The organism is Curvibacter microcysteis (assembly GCF_028649455.1).
In the GTDB taxonomy this organism is placed as follows: domain Bacteria; phylum Pseudomonadota; class Gammaproteobacteria; order Burkholderiales; family Burkholderiaceae_C; genus Curvibacter; species Curvibacter microcysteis.
This window is the reverse complement of sequence record NZ_JAQSIO010000003.1, coordinates 438142-459194: the sequence shown is the minus strand read 5'-3', so window position 1 is coordinate 459194 and position 21053 is coordinate 438142. Positions and strand designations below refer to the sequence as shown.

20 protein-coding genes are annotated in these 21053 nt (G+C 65.7%); 11 read left to right on the top strand and 9 right to left on the bottom strand.

What is annotated here, in order from left to right; genetic code table 11:
• Positions 1-48: 48 nt before the first annotated feature.
• Entirely contained in the window at positions 49-1839 is a 1791-nt protein-coding gene (gene msbA, locus PSQ39_RS10695; protein ID WP_273926756.1) for a lipid A export permease/ATP-binding protein MsbA, read from the top strand.
• Between the two features lie 21 nt (positions 1840-1860).
• On the opposite strand, the gene PSQ39_RS10690 is transcribed toward msbA, so the two are convergent.
• From PSQ39_RS10690 to PSQ39_RS10650, 9 genes are all read right to left on the bottom strand, one after another.
• A complete protein-coding gene (locus PSQ39_RS10690; RefSeq protein WP_273926755.1) occupies positions 1861-2664 on the bottom strand; it encodes an aldose epimerase family protein in 804 nt (267 codons plus the stop codon).
• A gap of 14 nt (positions 2665-2678) precedes the next feature.
• A complete protein-coding gene (gene rng / locus PSQ39_RS10685) occupies positions 2679-4163 on the bottom strand; it encodes a ribonuclease G (RefSeq protein ID WP_273926754.1) in 1485 nt (494 codons plus the stop codon).
• Positions 4164-4206: 43 nt separating this feature from the next.
• Positions 4207-4827: a Maf family protein gene (locus PSQ39_RS10680; protein ID WP_273926753.1), complete on the bottom strand. Its 621-nt coding sequence runs from the start codon at positions 4825-4827 to the stop codon at positions 4207-4209.
• A 75-nt stretch (positions 4828-4902) separates the two neighbouring features.
• The gene (rlmH, locus tag PSQ39_RS10675) at positions 4903-5370 is read right to left on the bottom strand and encodes a 23S rRNA (pseudouridine(1915)-N(3))-methyltransferase RlmH (protein ID WP_273926752.1); all 468 of its coding nucleotides are present in this window, start codon (positions 5368-5370) and stop codon (positions 4903-4905) included.
• 11 nt (positions 5371-5381) lie between these two features.
• Entirely contained in the window at positions 5382-6086 is a 705-nt protein-coding gene (gene rsfS, locus PSQ39_RS10670) for a ribosome silencing factor (RefSeq protein WP_273926751.1), read from the bottom strand.
• A complete protein-coding gene (gene nadD, locus PSQ39_RS10665; RefSeq protein ID WP_409242017.1) occupies positions 6086-6700 on the bottom strand; it encodes a nicotinate (nicotinamide) nucleotide adenylyltransferase in 615 nt (204 codons plus the stop codon). The genes rsfS and nadD overlap by 1 nt, the downstream gene beginning before the upstream one ends.
• Positions 6691-7626 (bottom strand): oxygen-dependent coproporphyrinogen oxidase, encoded by a 936-nt coding sequence (gene hemF, locus PSQ39_RS10660; RefSeq protein ID WP_273926750.1) that lies wholly within the window; start codon positions 7624-7626, stop codon positions 6691-6693. The genes nadD and hemF overlap by 10 nt, the downstream gene beginning before the upstream one ends.
• Position 7627: 1 nt before the next feature.
• Complete coding sequence (purD, locus tag PSQ39_RS10655; RefSeq protein ID WP_273926749.1) at positions 7628-8908, bottom strand: phosphoribosylamine--glycine ligase; 1281 nt, start codon at positions 8906-8908, stop codon at positions 7628-7630.
• Positions 8909-8916: 8 nt separating this feature from the next.
• The gene (locus tag PSQ39_RS10650) at positions 8917-9636 is read right to left on the bottom strand and encodes a YebC/PmpR family DNA-binding transcriptional regulator (protein WP_273926748.1); all 720 of its coding nucleotides are present in this window, start codon (positions 9634-9636) and stop codon (positions 8917-8919) included.
• A gap of 63 nt (positions 9637-9699) precedes the next feature.
• Here PSQ39_RS10650 and PSQ39_RS10645 point away from each other — a divergent pair, with 63 nt between their 5' ends.
• The 10 genes from PSQ39_RS10645 (at position 9700) to PSQ39_RS10600 (ending at position 21048) form a co-directional block, all read left to right on the top strand.
• Positions 9700-11238, top strand: a complete 1539-nt coding sequence (locus PSQ39_RS10645; protein WP_273926747.1) for a helicase HerA-like domain-containing protein — start codon at positions 9700-9702, stop codon at positions 11236-11238.
• A gap of 59 nt (positions 11239-11297) precedes the next feature.
• Positions 11298-12278 carry a threo-3-hydroxy-L-aspartate ammonia-lyase gene (locus PSQ39_RS10640; protein WP_273926746.1) on the top strand — a complete coding sequence of 327 codons (981 nt, stop codon included), beginning with the start codon at positions 11298-11300 and terminating at the stop codon, positions 12276-12278.
• Between the two features lie 465 nt (positions 12279-12743).
• A complete protein-coding gene (gene upp, locus PSQ39_RS10635; RefSeq protein ID WP_273926745.1) occupies positions 12744-13373 on the top strand; it encodes a uracil phosphoribosyltransferase in 630 nt (209 codons plus the stop codon).
• 62 nt (positions 13374-13435) lie between these two features.
• Positions 13436-14440 (top strand): BMP family protein, encoded by a 1005-nt coding sequence (locus tag PSQ39_RS10630; protein ID WP_273926744.1) that lies wholly within the window; start codon positions 13436-13438, stop codon positions 14438-14440.
• A 7-nt stretch (positions 14441-14447) separates the two neighbouring features.
• On the top strand, positions 14448-16007 hold the full coding sequence (locus PSQ39_RS10625) for an ABC transporter ATP-binding protein (protein WP_273926743.1): 1560 nt from the start codon (positions 14448-14450) through the stop codon (positions 16005-16007).
• On the top strand, positions 16004-17065 hold the full coding sequence (locus PSQ39_RS10620) for an ABC transporter permease (protein WP_273926742.1): 1062 nt from the start codon (positions 16004-16006) through the stop codon (positions 17063-17065). The genes PSQ39_RS10625 and PSQ39_RS10620 overlap by 4 nt, the downstream gene beginning before the upstream one ends.
• Entirely contained in the window at positions 17065-17985 is a 921-nt protein-coding gene (locus tag PSQ39_RS10615; RefSeq protein ID WP_409242023.1) for an ABC transporter permease, read from the top strand. The genes PSQ39_RS10620 and PSQ39_RS10615 overlap by 1 nt, the downstream gene beginning before the upstream one ends.
• Positions 17986-18045: 60 nt before the next feature.
• Complete coding sequence (locus PSQ39_RS10610; protein WP_273926740.1) at positions 18046-19317, top strand: amidohydrolase family protein; 1272 nt, start codon at positions 18046-18048, stop codon at positions 19315-19317.
• 214 nt (positions 19318-19531) lie between these two features.
• Positions 19532-20656: a methyl-accepting chemotaxis protein gene (locus PSQ39_RS10605; RefSeq protein WP_273926739.1), complete on the top strand. Its 1125-nt coding sequence runs from the start codon at positions 19532-19534 to the stop codon at positions 20654-20656.
• A gap of 23 nt (positions 20657-20679) precedes the next feature.
• On the top strand, positions 20680-21048 hold the full coding sequence (locus tag PSQ39_RS10600) for a response regulator (protein ID WP_273926738.1): 369 nt from the start codon (positions 20680-20682) through the stop codon (positions 21046-21048).
• The last annotated feature ends 5 nt before the right edge of the window (positions 21049-21053 follow it).

Sequence of the window (21053 nt, the reverse complement as noted above, 5' to 3'; positions counted from 1 at the left end):
GCAGGCCTCCAGCCTCGGCGAAGCGGGCCCGTAGAATCCCCCCCTACGATGCCCCATCCCGACGCCCCCCAACCCACCCTGCCCCTGCGCCAAAGACTGGCCCGTCTCAACGCGTATTTCGGCCACCAAGGCCTGGCCTGGAGCATGGCCGTGTTGGCCACCCTGGTGGGTGCCGGCACGGAACCCTTGATTCCCGCGCTGATGCAACCCCTGCTGGACCAAGGCTTCACCAAGGGCACGCTGCCGCTGTGGTTTGTGCCGCTGGCCTTGCTGGGGCTGTTTGCCGTGCGCGGCCTGGCCCAGTTTGTGGCCCAGTACGCACTGGCTCGCATCGCCAATGACGGCATGATGCGACTGCGCAAGGACTTGTTTCAACGCCTGCTGAGTGCTGATTTGCGCCTGTTCCGCGAGCAAAGTGCCAGCGCCCTGTCCAACACGGTGGTGTACGAGGTGCAAACCGGCGCCCAGTTGCTGGTGCAGTCAGCGCTGGGCTTCTCGCGCGATGGTTTCACCCTGCTGGCGCTGTTGGGCTACCTGCTGTACCTGAACTGGCAGCTGACCCTGATCGTGGGGGTGGTCGTGCCGGGCGTGGCCTGGGTCATGAAGACCTTGTCGCGCCGGCTCTACACCCTGACCAAGGCCAGCCAAGCCGCCACCGACGAATTGGCCTATGTGGTGGAAGAAAACGTTCTGGCCCACCGCATGGTGCGCCTGCACGGCGCCCAAGCAGCCCAAGCCGGGCGCTTTGAACGGCTCAGCCAAAGCCTGCGCGGCCTGGCCATCAAGGGCACGATCGCGTCCTCGGCCATGACGCCACTGACCCAGTTGTTGTCGGCAGGCGCTTTGAGCACCGTGATTTGCGTGGCCCTGTGGCAAGGCCGCCAGGCGGGCGCCAACCAGGACCAAGCCGCCATCACCGTGGGCGGCTTTGTGGCCTTCATCACGGCCATGCTGATGCTGATCGCCCCGATCCGACGCCTGGCGGACCTCGCCAACCCGCTCACGCGCGGCCTGGCCGCACTGGAGCGTGGGCTGGCCCTGATCGAGCAGGTGCAACCGGAGACCGAAGGCCATCACACCCAGGCACGCGTCCAAGGCCAGCTGGAGCTGCGCGATGTCACGGTTCAGTACCTGGCCGACGGCCCGCCTGCACTGGACCAGCTGAGCTTGAACATCCGCCCGGGCGAGGTGGTGGCGTTGGTCGGCCCCTCGGGTTCTGGCAAGACCACCCTCGCCAATTTGTTGCCGCGCTTTGTGCGCCCCAAAGCCGGCCAGGTCTTGCTGGATGGCATGCCGCTGGAAGACTGGCAACTGGGCGCCTTGCGGCAACAGTTCGCCCTGGTCAGCCAGGATGTGGTGATGTTCAACGACAGCATTGCCGAGAACGTGGCCATGGGCCAGCCTGTGGACGAAGCCCGCGTGCTGGCTTGTCTTCAAGCTGCCAATCTGGGCGACTACCTGGCGCGCCAGAGCGCCGGCATCCACGCCCCGGTGGGCCACAACGCCAATCAGCTCTCGGGCGGGCAACGCCAACGCCTGGCGATTGCGCGCGCCCTGTACAAGGACGCGCCGATCCTGATCCTGGACGAAGCCACCTCGGCACTGGACACCGAGTCCGAGCGCCTGGTGCAAGAGGCCTTGAACCGACTGATGGCCGGCCGGACCACGGTGGTGATCGCGCACCGCCTGTCCACCATCGAACACGCAGACCGCGTGGTGGTGATGGCCGATGGCCGCATTGCCGAGCAAGGCACCCACGCCGAGTTGCTGGCCCAGCAAGGCCTCTACGCCCGGCTGCAAACCCAAAGCGGGCACAGCGCCGCCGCCGCTGCGGACTGAGTCAAATCAGGACTGAAACCTTCAGGACCGCGCCTGCCAACGCACGGACAAGGTGCCGGTGAAGGTCTGCCCCGGCGCCAGGTGCTGCGGCCGGCTCGCACAGACCGGCTCCACACAGATGAACCGGCGCTCGTCGCCCGGCGGCAAATCGGTCAGGCCAGCCGCCAGCGCCGCGCCTGGGTTCCACACCATCCATTGCGTGAAACCGCTGCCCGACAACTGCAGTTCGTGCGTGGCACACCGAAGGGTCAAGTCAGGCAGGCCATCGAACAGGCATTCCATGCCCTCCTGGCCCCAGCGCCAAGGCGCCGCCTGTGGGGACAAGGCCAGGCCGCTGAGCTGATCCCGCCCTGGGCAGCTTTGCAAGCCATCCAATTCGGTCGCCCACACATCCTCCACCGCCCAATAGGGGTGCAGGCCGCCACTCCAGTCAAAGGCACTTTGGCCCGTGTTGCGCACCTGCAGCGACCAATCCAGGCTGTCGGCCCAGCGCCGGGTGTCCAGCCGCAACTGCGCGGCATGGGGCCAGCCGTCCCATTGGCCGGGCAACACGTCCAGCCCATAACTCAAGCGGTCCGCCTCCGGTTCGTCGGGGCCCACCCATTGCCAGTCCAGCTGACGCGCAAACCCATGTTTGCGGCCCGGACCCCACTGCGCGAACTGGGGGAACAGCACCGGCACACCACCGCGCGCGGGCTGCAAGGGCTGGCAAGCCGACAAGGGGCTGAGGTACAACAAAGGCCGCTCTCCGCCGAGCTGGGCTGTCAACAACTGCGCGCCCAAAGCCTGATGTCGCCAGGTCGCGCATGCCGTGCTGGTTGCCATGTGCCTGCCCCCGCTCACAACAGCACGATGTCGTACTGGTCCTGCCCCATGGCGCTCTCGGCCTGCAGCGAGATGGGCTTGCCGATGAAATCCGACAGGCCTGCCAAGTGCTGGCTCTCCTCGTCCAGGAACAACTCCACCACATTGGGTGAGGCGACGATGCGGAACTCGCGCGGGTTGAACTGGCGCGCCTCGCGCAAGATCTCGCGCAGGATGTCGTAGCTCACGCTGCGCGGCGTCTTGACCTGGCCCGAGCCGTGGCACAAAGCACAGGGCTCGCACAGCATGTGGGCCAGGGACTCGCGGGTGCGCTTGCGGGTCATTTCGACCAGGCCCAGCTGCGAAAAGCCACCGATCATGGTCTTGACGCGGTCGCGGCCCAGTTGCTTGCGGAATTCACCCAGCACCGCTTCCCGGTGGTCCTCGCGCGCCATGTCGATGAAGTCCACGATGATGATGCCGCCCAGGTTGCGCAAACGCAGTTGACGCGCAATCGCCTGCGCGGCTTCCAGGTTGGTCTTGAAAATGGTGTCATCGAAATTGCGCGCGCCCACGTAGCCGCCGGTGTTGACGTCCACCGTGGTCAAGGCCTCGGTCTGGTCCACGATCAGGTAGCCGCCCGACTTCAAGTCCACGCGGCGCCCCAGGGCACGGGCGATTTCTTCTTCGACACCAAACAGGTCAAAGATGGGGCGCTCGCCTTTGTAGTGCTGGAGCTTGGCCACCGCCGAGGGCATGAACTCCTGGCCAAAGGCCCGCAGCTTTTCGGACTGCTCTTTGGAGTCGATGCGGATGGTCTGGGTCTGCTCGCCCACCAGATCGCGCAGCACACGCTGCAGCAGGTTCAAGTCTTCATGCAACAGCGAGGCTGGCGGCAGCCGCAGCGACGCGTCCTTGGTGCGTGCCCAGGCCTTGCGCAAGTAGGCAATGTCCTCCGCCAATTCGGCATCGCTGGCGTCCTCGCCATTGGTGCGCAGGATGAAGCCGCCGCCGCCGCCCGTGGCCTTCTCACCCACCAGGGCTTGCAGCCGTGAACGCAAGGCTTCGCGCTCGCCTGGCAGGATCTTTTGCGACACACCCACATGTTCGTCCTGCGGCAAAAACACCAGCAAGCGCCCAGCGATGCTGATCTGTGTGGACAGGCGGGCGCCCTTGGTGCCAATCGGGTCCTTGATGACCTGCACCATCAGGGCTTGCCCCTCGAACACCTGGCGCTCGATGGGCACCAGGGGCTGGCTTTGGCGCGGGGGCGGGGCTTCGCCTTCGGCATGTTTTTGCCAGACATCGGCCACATGCAAAAAGGCGGCACGGTCCAGGCCAATGTCGATGAAGGCCGACTGCATGCCGGGCAAGACCCGGGTCACCTTGCCCAGGTAGACATTACCGACCAGACCGCGCTCCAGCGGACGTTCGATGTGCATCTCCTGGACGGCCCCGTTTTCGATCACGGCGACCCGGGTTTCCTGGGGCGACCAGTTGATCAGGATGTCTTGTTGCATGGCTTGGTCTCCGAAATAAAAAAGGCGCTCAGCGCGCCTGGGATCAGAGCTTCCAGCCCAGCGTGCGCAGCAGCTGGGCGGTCTCGAACACGGGCAGTCCCATGATGCCCGAATAGCTGCCACTCAACTTCGAGATGAAGGCCGCCGCTTGGCCTTGCACGCCATAGGCACCGGCTTTGCCCAAGGGTTCGCCGCTGGCGACATAGGCTTTGATCTGGGCCGAAGTCATGGGGGCGAAAGTGACCTTGGATTCGCTCACGACGCAGAGCCGTCGGCGCCCTTGCTGCACCGCCACCGCCGTCAGCACACGGTGCGTGCGCCCCGCCAGTTCGGCCAGCATGGCCTGGGCATGGGCCGCGTCATCCGGCTTGCCATAGATCCGACGCCCCAAGGCCACGGTGGTGTCTGAGCACAGCACCGCTGCCGGCGGCAGACCGCGGCGCTTCAGGCGCGCCAGCGCCGCGTCCAGCTTGAGCCCAGTGACGCGTTCGACATAGGATGCCGGCGCTTCACCTGGGCGCACCGCCTCCAGGCCCTCGGCGTCTTCACCCAGGTCGCCGTCCACATTGGGCAGCAGCAGCTGATGCGCCACGCCAATTTGCTCCAGCAGCTGGCGCCGGCGTGGGCTTTGGGAGGCCAGGTAAAGAAAGTCAGACTTCGCCATCAGAGGGACTCCAGCCAGAAAAACAGGGTTGCCATGCCGAGTCCCTGCCGGGGATGGGCAGGCACCCGGGGGAACTCACTCGCGGTGGTAAGGATGACCTGCGTTGACCGACCAGGCCCGGTACAGCTGCTCAATCAGCAACACGCGCACCATGGCGTGCGGCAGGGTCAGATCAGACAGGCGAATGCGCTCATGGGCCGCTTGGCGAAACGCCGGATCCAAGCCGTCGGGCCCGCCAATCACGAGGGCGACGTCATCGCCTTCAAGCTGCCAGTTTTTGAGTTTGCTCGCCAGCGCCAGCGTGGTCAGCGAGGTGCCACGTTCGTCCAGGGCCACAATGCGCGCGCCTCGGGGAATCGCCGCCTCGATGCGCTCGCGTTCCGCGGCGTACAGCGTCTCCAGGGTCTTGGAGCCGCGCGGCTCGGTCTTGACCGCCTTGAGTTCCACCTTCAATTCGAAGGGGAAGCGTTTGGCATAGTCGTCCCAGGCCGTCTGGGCCCAGTCGGGCACGCGCTGCCCGACCGCCACAATCACCAACTTCATGGCGCGCGGGATCAGCCCTTGGCGGGCTTCTTGCGAGCCGGCGCAGCCGTCGTCTTGCGCGCGCCAGCCTTGGGCAGACCGGCCACGGGCGTACCGACCTTGACCACCTTGACCGGTGCCGTCTTCTTGGCAGGCGTCTTAGCGGTGGGCTTGGCAGCGCTGGTCTTGGCGGCCGGCTTGGCAGCCGACTTGGCCGGGGCCGCCTTTTCGGCCTTTTGCGCCTTAGCGGCCTGAGCCGCGGCCTTGGCCGGGGTGGTGGCCACAGGCGCCGCCTTCTTGGCAGCGGCCTTTTTGGCTGCAGCCTTCTTGGCTGCGGGCTTGGCTTCGACCTCAGGCTTGGGCGCGCCCAGCTTCAAGCGAACCGGGGTGGCACCCCAAATTTCTTCCAAGCGGTAGTACTGGCGAATGGCGGGCTGCATCACATGCACCACGGCTTGGCCGCAGTCCACAATGATCCATTCGCCGTTTTCTTCGCCTTCGGTGCGGGGCTTGTTGAAGCCGGCTTCACGCACAGCATCGCGCACGCTGCCGGCCAGGGCCTTGGTCTGGCGGTTCGAGGTGCCCGAGGCCACGATCACACGCTCAAACAGCGGCGACAGGGCTTCGGTGTTGAACACCTGGATGTCTTGGGCCTTCACGTCCTCCAGGCCATCGACGATGGCCCGCTGGAGTTTCTGGATGTCTTTTTTGGCGGTGGAGTCCGTGGAGGTGGTCATCAGGCGGATTTGTAAAGATGATGTTGTTCAATATAGCGCGCAACGCCGGCTGGAACCAGATGGTGAATGTCCAGACCTGAGGCGACGCGCCACCTGATGTCCGTTGCACTCACGGACATGAGGGGCCATTGCAGCGGCTCCCATCGCCCTCCCGGGGGATGTTGGAGCTCAAATAGACCGCCGGCCTTCGCAGAATTTTCGCGGCCAGCTACCGAAATTATAGCTTTGTGCAAAATGTCCTGATAACGGTGCCACTGCGGAAAGGCCGCAGCTTGGTCGCCACCGATGATCAAAACCAGTTGTGAGCCGGGGTATTCGCCCTGCAATTCGTCCAGGGTGTCGACGGTGTAACTGGGGCCAGAGCGTGCAAATTCGCGCGCGTCGACCACCACATCCGGCAGTTCGGCAAAAGCCAGACGGGCCATGGCGAGCCGGTGTTCGCCAGCGCTCACAGGGCGACTGCGGTGGGCGGGCCGGCCCGTGGGCAGGATGTGCAACCGGGTCAGTCCCAGCTGCGTCAAGGCCGCGCCGGCCAGGGCCACATGCGCCAGGTGGGGCGGATCAAAAGCCCCACCAAAGACGCCGATGCGGGGCTGCGCGTGGCTCAGACCCACGCCCGGGGCACCAGGAAGTGATCGGTCAATTGCGCCTCATGCGAGCCCGGCTCGCTCTGGCGCTGGTAAGACCAGCTGGCCAACGGGGGCATGGACAGCAAAATCGACTCGGTGCGACCACCCGACTGCAGTCCAAAATGGGTCCCCCGGTCCCAGACCAGGTTGAACTCCACATAGCGGCCTCGGCGGTACAGCTGGAACTCACGCTCGCGCTCGCCATAGGGCTGGTCGCGGCGGCGCTCCACGATGGGCAGGTAGGCGCTCAAAAACGCATCCCCCACGGCCTGCGTCATGGCCAGGCTGCCCTCCAAACCAAGGGCTGAGAAGTCGTCAAAAAAGACCCCACCCACGCCGCGTGCCTCTTGCCGGTGTTTGAGGAAGAAGTACTCGTCGCACCAGGTCTTGAAGCGCGGGTATTTGTCCTCACCGAACGGCGCCAGCGCGTCACGGCACACGCCGTGAAAGTGCTGTGCGTCCTCGTCATAGCCATAAAAAGGCGTCAGGTCCATGCCCCCCCCAAACCAGCACACGGGCGCTTGGCCCGCCGGCGTGGCGGCGATCATGCGCACGTTCATGTGCACGGTGGGCACATAGGGGTTGCGCGGGTGAAAGACCAGCGACACGCCCATGGCCTCAAAGGGCGCACCCGCCAATTCGGGCCGGTGCTGCGTCGCCGACGGGGGCAACTGGGGGCCACGCACATGCGAAAAGCCACAGCCAGCGCGCTCGAAGACGGTGCCGCCTTCCAGGATCTTGGTCAGGCCATGGCCTTGCAGCTTTTCACCCTCGGGCTTGTGCCAAGCGTCAGCCAGGAAACGGGCCTGGCCGCCTCCGGCTTGCTCTTGCGCCTCCACAGCGTCGGTGATGCGGGCTTGCAAGCCCAGCAGCCAGGCGCTGACGGCTTCAACGGAGGTCGACTGGCTCATCTCAGCTCTTGAGAGCGCGGTAGCCGATGTCCCGGCGGTACTGGGCGCCATCGAAGTGGATGCCCGCAGCCACTTCGTAGACACGTTGCTGCGCCAGCCTGACGCTGTCGGCCAAAGCCGTCACGCACAGCACGCGGCCTCCGGTGACGCGCACTTCGCCATCCTTCAGTTCGGTGCCGGCATGGAACACCACGGCATCGTCGGCCTCGGCGGGCAGGCCCGTGATGACATCGCCCTTGCGCGGGTTCATGGGGTAGCCGTGAGCGGCCATGACCACACCCAGCGCAGTGCGGCGGTCCCATTGCAACTCGACCTGGTCGAGCTTGACATCGACAGCTGCCGACAGCACGTCGGACAGGTCGCTCTTCAAGCGCATCATGATCGGCTGGGTCTCTGGGTCGCCCATGCGGCAGTTGAATTCCAGCGTCTTGGGACGGCCTTGGGCATCGATCATCAGACCGGCGTACAGGAAGCCGGTGTAGGGAATGCCGTCCTTTTCCATGCCACGGATGGTGGGCAGGATGATCTCGCGCATGGCGCGGGCGTGCACATCCGCCGTCACCACGGGGGCGGGCGAATACGCGCCCATGCCGCCGGTGTTGGGGCCTTCGTCGCCGTCGAGCAGGCGCTTGTGGTCTTGGCTGGTGGCCAAAGCGGTGACGTTCTTGCCGTCGCACAAGACGATGAAGCTGGCTTCTTCGCCTTGCAGGAACTCTTCGATCACGACGCGCGCGCCGCCATCGTTGTGCACCACGCCCAGCTTGTTGTCGAGCAGCATGAAGTCGATGGCCTCATGGGCCTCGGCAGCGGTCATGGCCACGACCACGCCCTTGCCTGCGGCCAGACCATCGGCCTTGACCACGATCGGCGCCCCCTTGGCGTCCACATAGGCGTGGGCCAGTGCCGCGTCGGTGAAGCTTTCGTATTCGGCGGTCGGGATGCCGTGGCGCTTCATGAAGGCCTTGGAGAAAGCCTTGGAGCTCTCCAGCTGAGCCGCGGCCTTGGTCGGACCAAAGACACGCAGCCCGTGGGCGCGGAACTCGTCCACCACGCCCGCGGCCAGAGGCGCCTCGGGGCCAACCACGCTGAGGCCGATTTTTTCAGCCTGGGCCCATTCACGCAGCGCCTTCACATCGGTGATGGGCACGTTGATCAGGCGGCTGTCCAGGGCCGTGCCGCCGTTGCCAGGGGCCACATAGACCTTGTGCACCTTGGGCGACTGGTTGAGCTTCCACGCCAGAGCGTGTTCGCGGCCACCGCCGCCAATGACTAGAACTTTCATGCTTACTTTTACAGTGCCGCGTTGTGATAGACCTCCTGGACATCGTCCAGGTCTTCAAGGATATCGAGCAGTTTTTGCATCTTGGCCGCCTCTTCGCCGACCAGCTCGATGGTGTTTTCGGCCCGCATGGTGACTTCCGCCACCTCGGGTTGGAGGCCTGCCGCCTCCAGCGCATTCTTGACCGATTCAAAGTCAGCGAAAGCGGTCAGCACTTCAATGGCGCCGTCGTCATCGGTGATGACGTCCTCGGCGCCCGCTTCCAAAGCCACTTCCATGACTTTGTCTTCGCTGGTGCCGGGCGCAAAAATCAGCTGCCCGCAGTGCTTGAACTGGAAGGACACCGAACCTTCGGTGCCCATGTTGCCGCCGTGCTTGCTGAAGGCATGACGCACTTCAGCCACAGTCCGCACCCGATTGTCGGTCATTGTGTCGACGATGATGGCTGCGCCCCCGATGCCGTAGCCCTCGTAGCGGATTTCTTCGTAGCTCACGCCTTCGAGGTTGCCCGTGGCCTTGTCGATGTTGCGCTTGATGGTGTCGGCCGGCATGTTGGCGGCCTTGGCCTTGTCCACGGCCAGGCGCAGGCGCGGGTTGGCCGTGAGATCACCGCCACCGGTGCGGGCTGCCACCATGATTTCGCGGATGACGCGGGTCCAGACCTTGCCGCGCTTTTCGTCCTGACGGCCCTTGCGGTGTTGGATATTGGCCCATTTACTGTGTCCAGCCACGGGGGAGTTCCTTCATTAATTGTTTAATCTACTGGCCTGATTTTACTTTTCGCACACCCACCCATGGCCGAACCGATCCTGATTGCCCAAAATGCCCACGCCCAATGCCAGTTGCTGCCGGCTTTGGCCAACCGCCACGGCCTGATCACCGGGGCCACCGGCACGGGCAAAACCGTCACCTTGCAAACCTTGGCGGAGAGCTTCTCCAAGATCGGGGTGCCCGTCTTCATGGCCGATGTAAAGGGCGACTTGACCGGCATCAGCCAGGCCGGCCACCTGAGCGACAAGTTGGCCGCTGCGTTGAAAGAGCGCCAACTGCCCACGCCCACCGCCCTGGCCTGCCCCACCACGCTGTGGGATGTGTTTGGCGAGCAAGGCCACCCCGTGCGCGCCACGGTGTCCGACATGGGCCCGCTGCTGCTGGGCCGCATGCTGAACCTCAACGAGACGCAAAGCGGCGTGCTCAACCTGGTGTTCAAGATCGCCGACGACCACGGCCTGCTCCTGCTCGACCTCAAAGACCTGCGCGCCATGCTGCAACATGTGGCCGAGCACGCGTCCGACTTCACCACCAGCTACGGCAACATCAGCGCCGCCAGCGTGGGCGCCATCCAACGTGGCCTGGTGCAGATCGAGACCCAGGGCGGTGACCGCTTCTTCGGCGAGCCCATGCTCAACATCAGCGACCTGATGCAGACGGTGGACGGCCAAGGCGTGGTCAACATCCTGGCCGCCGACAAGCTGATGAACTCGCCGCGCCTGTACGCCACCTTCCTGCTGTGGATGTTGTCCGAACTGTTTGAGCAGCTGCCCGAAATCGGCGACCCAGACCAGCCCAAGCTGGTGTTCTTCTTCGACGAGGCCCACCTGCTGTTCAACGAAGCCCCCAAGGTGCTTGTCGAGCGCATCGAACTGGTCGTGCGCCTGGTGCGCTCCAAGGGCGTGGGCGTCTACTTTGTGACGCAAAACCCGCTGGACATTCCCGACACCGTGTTGGCCCAACTGGGCAACCGCGTGCAGCACGCGCTGCGTGCCTTCACCCCGCGCGACCAGAAGGCGGTCAAGGCCACGGCCCAGACCATGCGCCCGAAGGCCGGTCTCAACATCGAGGCCGCCATCACCGAACTGGGCGTGGGCGAGGCCCTGATCAGCCTGCTGGACGCCAAGGGCCGCCCGACCGAGACCGAACGCGTCTACGTGCTGCCGCCGGGCAGCCAGATCGGCCCCATCACGCCAGCCCAGCGCCAGGCCTTGCTGCAAAACTCCCTGGTCGCCGGGGTGTACGAAAAGGCGGTGGACCGCGAATCCGCCTACGAAGTGCTCAAGGGCCGCAGCGCCAGCGCCCCGCCCGCCCCCAGTGCGCCGGGCACCAAGCCGACTTTGCCTGGGCTGACCCCAGCTGCTGGCAGCGCCGACGCCAGCAGTGGCCTGGGCTCAGTGCTCAACGACGTGTTGTTTGGCACCACCGGCCCACGCGGCGGCCACCGCGACGGCCTGGCCCAGACCCTGGCCAAATCAGCCCTGCGAACCATGGGTACCACCGTGGGCAAGGAAATCATCCGCGGCGTGCTGGGTGGCATTTTCGGCAGCAAGAGCCGCTGAGTGACGCGAAGCGTCGACCGCCCTGCCCGCCTCTGCTGCCCCAACGCCCCAACCACACCATGACCGATCTGACCCTGCCCACCTACGCCGATGTCGAAGCCGCTGCCGCACGCCTGGCCGGTGTCGCCCACCGCACCCCTGTGCTGCGCTCGCGCCAGGCCGACGAGGCCCTCGGTGCCCAGCTGTTCTTCAAATGTGAAAACTTCCAGCGCATGGGCGCTTTCAAGTTCCGGGGCGGCTTCAATGCGCTGAGCCGCTTCACGCCTGAGCAGCGGCGCCAAGGCGCGATTGCGTTTTCATCGGGCAACCATGCCCAGGCCATCGCCCTGTCAGCCCGTGATCTGGGCATGCCCGCCGTCATCGTGATGCCAGCCGACGCCCCCGCGGCCAAGCTGGCCGCCACGCGCGGCTATGGCGCCGAAGTCATCACCTACGACCGCTACACCGAAGACCGTGACGCCATCACCCGGCGTCTGGCCCAAGAGCGGGGCATGACCCTGATCCCGCCTTTTGACCACGCGGATGTGATCAGCGGCCAGGGCACGGCTGCCAAGGAGCTGATCGACGAAGTGGGGCCACTCGACGTGCTGCTGGTCTGCCTGGGCGGCGGCGGTCTCTTGTCCGGCAGTGCCTTGGCCGCGCGGGCTTTGTCGCCCCAATGCCGGGTTTATGGCGTGGAGCCTGAAGCGGGGAACGACGGCCAGCAATCGCTGCGGGCGGGCCAGGTGGTGCACATCGCGCCGCCGCGCACCATCGCCGACGGTGCCCAGACCCAGCACCTGGGCCAGTTGACCTTTGCGATCATCCAGCGCGAGGTCAGTGACATCCTGACCGTGACCGATGCCCAGTTGGTGGAAGGGATGCGCTTTTATGCCGAACGCATGAAGATGGTGGTCGAACCCACTGGCGCGCTGAGCCTGGCCGGCGCCCGGCACGGCGGCCTGGACCTGCGCGGTGCCCGCGTGGGCCTGATCGTCAGCGGCGGCAATGTGGACTTGGCGCAGTACGCGCGCCTGCTCAGCGAAGGCCCGGGCGCCTGATCACAGCTCGGGACAGGCCCTCTTTCCAAGGCGACCAACGGGCGTCAGAATGCACTCAACAGGCGCTGCAAGCTGGTGCAGCACCACCCAATTTTCTTGACCGTTTGATCAAAAATGGTGCCTGATCGGCACCACCCGGGGGCACGAGCATGGTATTCTCCGCGCGCATTTCAAGCGCGTGCCTCGTCGCGGCGGGCCTGGCTTGCTGCGAAAAGCAGAGCAAACTGGCTGAGTCCGGGCCCTTGCGGACCGGCACAAACGCAGTCTGCAGCCCCCTTCGCGGCCCCTGGCCCCCTGCAGGACTCGCCCTCCGCCCCCGATCACCCCAAGCCCCCAGCCGTGCGCCTGACCTGCCAGCCGCCCTGGTTGGCACACGGCTTGCGTTAAAGCCCCTGGGCACCGTGGGGCCCACCTGGGCCGACCACGCGCTTGGGACACCTGACCCCCTTTGCCTGGAGACCTCTTATGAGCAACGTTCACGTCATTGACCACCCCTTGGTTCAGCACAAGCTGACCCTGATGCGCAACAAGGAAGCCAGCACCAACAGCTTCCGCCGCCTGCTGGGCGAACTCGCCAGCCTCATGACCTATGAGATCACGCGCGACATGGCGCTGCAAGACATCGAGGTGCAAACCCCGCTGGAGACCATGACCGCCAAGGTCATTGATGGCAAGAAGCTGGTCTTCGTGTCCATCCTGCGTGCGGGCAACGGCATCCTGGAAGGCATGCTCAACGTGGTGCCGGGCGCCCGCGTGGGCCACATCGGCCTGTACCGCGACCCCGAGACCCTCAAGCCAGTCGAGTACTACTTCAAGATGCCCTCGGAAATGACCGAGCGCGACGTCATCGTGGTCGACCCCATGCTGGCCACGGGCAACTCGGCGATTGCCGCCATCGACAAGCTCAAGAGCCTGAACCCCAAGTCGATCAAGTTCGTCTGCCTGCTGACATGCCCCGAAGGCGTGGCCGCCATGCAGGCCGCCCACCCCGACGTGGCCATCTACACCGCCTCCATCGACCGCCAACTCAACGAGCACGGCTACATCCTGCCGGGCCTGGGGGATGCGGGCGATCGGATCTTCGGCACCCAATAAGGCGCAGCGGCCATCCGGGCCTGGCGCCAGCGAAGCTTTTCACCCCTCGTCAAGGAGCTTTCATGTCCGTTCGTTCCGTTCTGTCCCGTCGCCAAGTGATGACCGCTGTCGCGGCCCTGGCCGCCGCATCGACGCTGCCGGCCCAGGCCCAAGCCAAGATCAAGGTGGCCGCCATCTACACCGTGCCCTTCGAGCAGCAGTGGGTGAGCCGCATCCACAAGGCCTTGAAGGCGGCGGAGGCGCGCGGCGAGATCGAATACAAGGCTTCGGAGAACGTGGCCAATGCGGACTGCGAACGTGTCATGCGCGAGTACATCGCGGCTGGCAACCAGTTGATCGTGGGCGAAGTCTTCGGCGTGGAGGCGGCGGCCCGCAAGGTGGCCAAGGACTTTCCCAAGATCAGTTTCTTGATGGGCTCCTCGGGCAAGCCCCAGGCCCCCAATTTCAGCGTATTTGATAACTTCATCCAGGAACCGGCCTACCTCAGCGGCCTGGTCGCGGGTGGCATGACCAAGAGCCACAAAATCGGCATGGTGGGCGGCTTCCCCATCCCCGAGGTGAACCGCCTGATGAACGCCTTCATGGCCGGCGCCAAGGAAGTCAACCCCAAGGTGGAGTTCAGCGTGAGCTTCATCAACAGCTGGTTTGACCCACCCAAGGCCAAGGAAGCGACCTTCGCCATGATCGACCAGGGCGCCGACGTGCTCTACGCCGAACGCTTTGGCGTCAGCGACGCCGCTAAGGAAAAAGGCAAGCTGGCCATCGGCAATGTGATCAACACCCAGGACAAGTACCCCGACACCGTGGTGGCTTCGGCACTGTGGCACATGGAGCCCAGCATCGACCGCGCCCTGAAGCTGGTCAAGGACGGTAAGTTCAGCGCCGAGGACTACGGCCCCTACTCGATGATGAAGTACAAGGGCTCGGAATTGGCGCCGCTGGGCACCTTCGAGAAGAAGGTGCCCGCCGAGGTGGTGGCCAAGGTCAAGGCCCGCGAAGCGGACATCCTGGCGGGCAAGTTCACCGTCAAGGTGGACGACAGCCAGCCCAAGTCCTCCGCCAAATAAGGCGCCCATGAGCCTGGTCGTCGCCCCCGTGCTGCGCCTGCAAGGCATCACCAAGCGCTTCGGCGCTCTGGTGGCCAATGACGACATCTCGCTGGACCTGGGGCCCGGCGAAGTGTTGGCACTTCTGGGTGAAAACGGCGCGGGCAAATCCACGCTCATGTCCATCCTGTTTGGCCACTACCGGGCCGATGCCGGTCACATCAGCGTGCACGGCCAGCCCCTGCCGCCGGGCAACCCCAAGGCTGCGCTGGCCGCCGGCATTGGCATGGTGCACCAGCATTTCACGCTGGCCGACAACCTCAGCGTGCTGGACAACGTCATCCTGGGCACCGAGCCCTTGTGGCGCCCCTGGTCGGCACGGGCCCAGGCGCGTGAACGGCTGATGGCCGTGGGGCAGCGCTTTGGGCTGACGGTGCAGCCCGACGCCCGGGTCGGGCAGTTGTCGGTGGGCGAGCGCCAGCGTGTCGAGATCCTCAAAGCGCTCTACCGGGGGGCGCGCATTCTGATCCTGGACGAGCCCACGGCCGTGCTCACCCCCCAGGAAAGCGAAGCTTTGTTTGCCACGCTGGGCCAGTTGGTGGCCCAGGGCCTGTCGGTGATCTTCATCAGCCACAAGCTGGCGGAGGTGCTGCGCGTCTCGCACCGCGTGGCCGTCCTGCGTGGAGGCCGCCTGGTGGCCCAGGCCGCAGCCGCGGGCACCAGCCAGGCCCAACTGGCGCAATGGATGGTGGGGCATGCGGTGTCTGCGCCCCAACGGCGGCCCAGCCCAGGTCGCGGTGGGGTGGTCTGCGAGCTCGCCGGCGTCGACACCGATCCACGGCAACGCGAACGTCTGAAGCAGGCCTCGCTGACCCTCTATGCGGGCGAAATCGTGGCCGTGGCCGGTGTCTCGGGCAACGGCCAACTGGCGCTGGCCGAGTTGCTGTGCGGCACCCGGCAGGTCAGTGCGGGCCAGGTGCAACTCAAGGGCCAGGCTTGGCGCGCCTCACCGGCTTGGCTGGTGCAGCAAGGCGTGGCCCGCATCCCCGAAGACCGCTATGGCGTGGGCGTGGTGGGCGACCTGCCCGTGTGGGAGAACGCCGTGTCCGAGCGTCTGCGCAGTCCCAGCCTGTCGCGCTGGGGCTGGGTGCGCCGGCGCAGCGCACGGGCCTTGGCGCAGCAACTGATGGAACGCTTTGACGTGCGCGGCGGCGGCCCACTGAGCCCGGCGCGGGCGCTGTCGGGCGGCAACATGCAAAAGCTCATCCTGGGTCGGGCCCTGCTGCCGCCCGCCGGGGCTCAGGCGGGTCAGCCCCCCAGCCTGATCGTGGCGCACCAACCCACTTGGGGCTTGGACATTGGTGCCGTGGCTTACGTGCAGCGGCAGCTGATCGAGGCACGCGACGCGGGCGCTGCGGTGCTGTTGATCTCTGACGACCTGGACGAGGTGCTGGCCCTGGGCGACCGCATCGCCGTGCTGCACCACGGTCAGATCAGCCAGGCCCGTGCTGCGGCCGACTGGACGCGCGACGCCATCGGCCTGGCCATGGCCGGCGCCCACAACGACTTCAACGCCCACACCGCATGAGACTCGAAAAGCGAAACACCCCCTCCCGCTGGGCCCTGCTGCTGGCCCCTGTGGGGGCCATCGGCGCCACGCTGCTGATCAGCGCTTTGCTGGTGTTGTGGGCTGGCGCCCCCGTGGGGCAGACCTACGCCTTGCTGCTGCGCGGTGGCTTTGGCTCGGTGTTTGCCTGGAGCGAGACCCTGACCCGGGCCACGCCCTTGATCTTCACCGGCCTGGCGGCTGCGCTCGCCTTTCGAGCGCGCTTGTTCAACATCGGCGCCGAGGGGCAGCTCTACGCCGGGGCGCTGGCGGCGGTGGCGGTCGGCGGCATGCACGATGGCAGCGGCTGGGCCCTGCCCTGGCCGCTGTTGTTGCCCCTGATGCTGTTGGCGGCAGCCGCTGCCGGCGCCTTGCTGCTGCTGGGGCCGACCTTGCTCAAAACCCGGCTCGGCGTGGACGAGGTGGTCACCACCTTGCTGCTCAATTTCATGGCCCTGCTGGCGGTATCGGCGCTGCTGGATGGCCCCATGAAAGACCCCAGCGCCCTGGGCTGGCCGCAGAGCGTGGCCTTGCAAAGCGAACTGGAATTGTCGCGGCTGGTGGAAGGCACCCGCGTCCACACCGGACTGCTGCTGGGCGCTGCGCTGGCCTGGGCCCTGTGGGCCTTGATGAAGTACAGCGTGCTGGGCTTTGACATCCGCGCCAGCGGCGCCAACGCGCGTGCAGCGGCGTTTGCAGGCGTGCCCACCGGCCGCACGGCCTGGGTGGTGGCCGTGCTCTCAGGCGGACTCGCAGGCTTGGCCGGCGCGGTGGAAGTGGCCGGCCGCACCAGCTACGTGACCCTGGACCTGTCACCGGGCTATGGCTACAGCGGCATCGTGATCGCCATGCTGGCGGGCCTGAACCCCTTGGGCGTGCTGGCGGCCAGCGTGTTTGTGGCGGGGGTGTTGGTCGGCGCCGACAGCATGAGTCGCGCCGTGGGCGTGCCCACCTACATCGCCGATGTGATCGTGGCGGCCTCGCTGATTGCGGTGCTGGTGGCCACCTTGCTGACGCAGTACCGGGTGCGCCTCAAATGATGGAATGGATGAACCTCCTGGCCCAAGAGGCCTTCTGGATCGCGGTGCTGCGCATCGCCACACCGCTGATCTTTGGCACGCTGGGCGTGCTGCTGTGTGAACGTGCCGGCGTCTTGAACCTCGGCATCGAGGGCATTTTGGTGGCGGGCGCCTTCAGCGGCTGGCTGGCGGTTTACCTGGGCCTGCCCCTGTGGGGTGGCGTGGCGGTGGCGGCCTGCACGGGCGCGGTCTTTGGCCTGCTACACGCACTGCTGACCGTGGGCCTGGCCCTGTCCCAGCATGTGGCCGGGCTGGGCATCACCTTGCTGGCCACCGCCCTGAGCTATTACGGCTACCGGGTGAGCTTTCCCAAGGTGAGCACCCCGCCCACGATCACACCGTTCGCCCCCTTGCAGGAATGGGGGATTCCCGTTCTGTCAGCCCAAACGGCTCTCACCTGGCTCGCTTTGATCTGCGTTCCCCTGCTGGGCTGGTGGCTGCAAGCCACCCCGGCTGGCCTCGCTTTGCGCATGGTGGGCGAAAACCCGCAGGCTGCCGAGGGCCAGGGCATCAGCGTGGCGCGCACGCGAACGGCCGCCATCGTCGCCGGCTCGGCCTTGATGGGGGTGGCCGGGTCATTTTTGACGCTATCGGCCTTCAACGCCTTCTTCTTCAACATGGTCAATGGCCGGGGCTGGATTTGCGTGGCCCTGGTGGTGTTCGCTTCCTGGCGTCCTGGCAAGGCCTTGCTGGGGGCCTTGCTGTTCGCCTTCTTTGATGCCTTGCAACTGCGCCTGCAGCAGTCAGGCCAGTCGCTCCTGCCCTACCAGGTCTACCTGATGCTGCCCTATGCGCTGTCCATCCTGGCGCTGGTGGTGGTGGCGCGCAAAGCCAGCTACCCCCAGGCCCTGATGAAGCCCTACCGCAAAGGCGAGCGCTGAGCACGCCCAGGCTCAGCGCCTGGATTGGCCCCTTCCCACACACCGCACCCAGACTACCCCATGCTTGACTTGCTGATCCAACACGCGACCTTGCCAGATGGTCGACAAGACCAATCGATCGCGGTGCAAAACGGCCGCATTGTGGACGTCGCGCCCGGACTCCACGCCCCAGCCCACGACACCCTGGACGCCCAGGGCTTGCTGCTCAGCCCCCCCTTTGTGGATGCGCACTTCCACCTGGATTCAGCCCTCAGCTACGGCCAACCGCGCGTCAACCAAAGCGGCACCTTGCTGGAAGGCATTGCGCTGTGGGGGGAGCTCAAACCCCACCTGACCCATGACGCCATCGTGGAGCGCGCCCTGCGCTACTGCGACTGGGCCGTGGGGCGCGGCCTGCTGGCCATCCGCTCGCACGTCGATGTCTGCGACGACCGCCTGCTGGCCGTGCAGGCCTTGTTGCAGGTCAAGCGCCAGGTCGCGCCCTACCTGGACTTGCAACTGGTGGCCTTCCCCCAGGACGGCGTGCTGCGCTCCCCGACGGCTCTGGCCAACCTGAAACGCGCGCTGGACCTGGGGGTGGAGGTGGTGGGCGGAATTCCCCACTTCGAACGCACCATGGCCCAGGGCAGCGACAGCGTGCAGCTGCTGTGTGAACTGGCTGCCGAACGCGGCCTGCTGGTCGACATGCATTGCGACGAGTCGGACGACCCGATGTCACGCCACGTCGAGACGCTGGCCCTGCACACCCAGCGCCTGGGCCTGCAGGGGCGCGTCACAGGCTCGCACCTGACCTCCATGCACAGCATGGACAACTACTACGTCAGCAAACTGCTGGCCTTGATGGCCGAAGCCGACCTGGGTGTGGTGGCCAACCCCCTGATCAACATCACCTTGCAAGGCCGCCACGACAGCTACCCCAAGCGCCGGGGCATGACCCGCGTGCCTGAACAGCTGGCGGCCGGCCTGACCGTGGCTTTCGGCCAAGACTGCGTGATGGACCCCTGGTACAGCCTGGGCTCGGGGGATTTGCTGGAGGTGGCGTCCATGGGTCTGCATGTGGCCCAGATGACCAGCCAGGCGGCCATGCGCCAGTGCTTCGAGGCCATCACCACCGCGCCAGCGCGCTTGCTGCACCTGAAAGATTACGGTTTGGCCCCGGGCTGCCATGCCGACTTTGTGCTGCTGGACGCGCGCGACCCGGTCGAAGCGCTGCGCCTGAAACCCGCCCGTCTGCGCGTGTACCGGCGTGGCCAGTGCATCGCCCAGACCGCCGCGAGCCCCACCCAATTGAGCTTGCCGGGGCGTCCTGAAGCCACCCAGTTCCGGCTCTGAAATTTGGACAGCCTTCCACTTTAGCGAGTATTTGTTCGCTCGTCGCGGGCAAAACGAAAAAATCGAGCTGATAAATTAAACTATTTTTAACAGCAAAGTCTGCAAGATTGACACTCCCAACCAACATCCGGCAAGATGTAAGTCATTGTCACGGGGAGCGAGTTCAATGCAGATGGAGGCACATGACGCGCCCAGCGCACACCCAGCTCACTGGATGCTTCTTGGCGGGAGCCTGCTGGCCGCCTTGAGCTGGACTGCCGCCTGGTGGCTGGGCCTGGGCTGGCTGAGCACCTTGAGCGCCGTGGCCCTGATCCTGTTGGCCCTGGCCCAAAGCCTGCTGCGGCTGCGCCCGGCAAGCAGCCACCCAGCGTCAGGCACCGCCGCCAACCCGGCCCAACTGGTGGTTCAACGGGTGAGCCAAGGGGTACAACGCTGGTCCCTGCACATCGAGAGCGCTCAAACCCAGATGCGCCAAGGCACCGATGAGTTGCTGCAGGGCTTCATCGCCATCCTGGACCAGCTCGACCGCATCACCCAATCCCCGGCCGACGCCGCGCACGCCAACCCAAACGATCAAGCCCATACCCTGGCCGCTTGCGAAAGCGAGCTGCGTGATTTGGTGGGGCAGTTCAGCGCCTTCGTGCAGTCCCGTGACCGCATGCTGGCCACCGTGGTCTCACTCAACCAAAGCTCGGCGGGCCTGCGGGGCATGGCCGAAGACGTGGCCATGATCGCGCGTCAGACCAACCTGCTGTCCGTCAACGCCACCATCGAAGCCGCCCGGGCCGGGGCCTCGGGTCGGGGCTTTGCCGTCGTGGCGGCGGAAGTTCGGCGCCTGTCCAGTGCCTCAGGGGACACGGGCAAACGCATTGGCGATCAGGTTGAAGCCTTCAGCGCCCAGGTCCAACAAACCCTCAACGACACCGCCAGCCGGGCCGAAACGGACACCCGCCTGGTCAAGGCCTCGCAAGACACCATCAACACCGTGGTGGAACGGGTGACCTCCACCGTCGCCGTGCTCAACCATCGCGCAGACCAACTGGGCGAAAGCAGCCAGGCGGTGCGCGCGCTGGTGGAGCAGATGATGATGTCCTTCCAATTCCAGGACCGGGTGCAACAGATCCTGGAGCAGGTGACCCAATCCATGCAGCGCGGCAGCCAGCGTTTGAGCGAGGGTCTGCCACAAGGCCACTGGCCCGATGAGGCCGAGTGGGAAGCCCTGCTGAGCGCCGGCTACACCACGGCCGAGCAGCGCCAACTCCGCGTGGAGCGCAGCGGCGACCGGAACAGCGCCACGGCCAAGGCCGACGCCAGCCCCGAATCCGCCACCTTTTTCTGAACCAAGCCCCTGACCCCAAGAGCATGAGCAAAACCATTCTGATCGTCGACGACTCCTCCTCCCTGCGCCAGGTGGTGAACCTGAGCCTGACGCGCGCGGGCTACCAAGTGCTCGAAGCCGTTGACGGCGAAGACGCCCTGCGCCAGCTCGACGGCCGCAAGATCAACCTCATCGTCAGCGACGTCAACATGCCGCGCATGGATGGCATCACCTTCGTCACCCGGGTCAAGCAATTGCCTCGCTACAAATTCACGCCGGTGATCATGCTCACCACCGAAGGCCAGGCCGAAAAGAAAGAGCAAGGCCGCGCCGCCGGTGCCAAGGCCTGGATCGTCAAGCCCTTCAGCCCCGCCGTGCTGCTGGACGCCGTGTCCAAGCTGGTGCTGCCTTGAAAGTC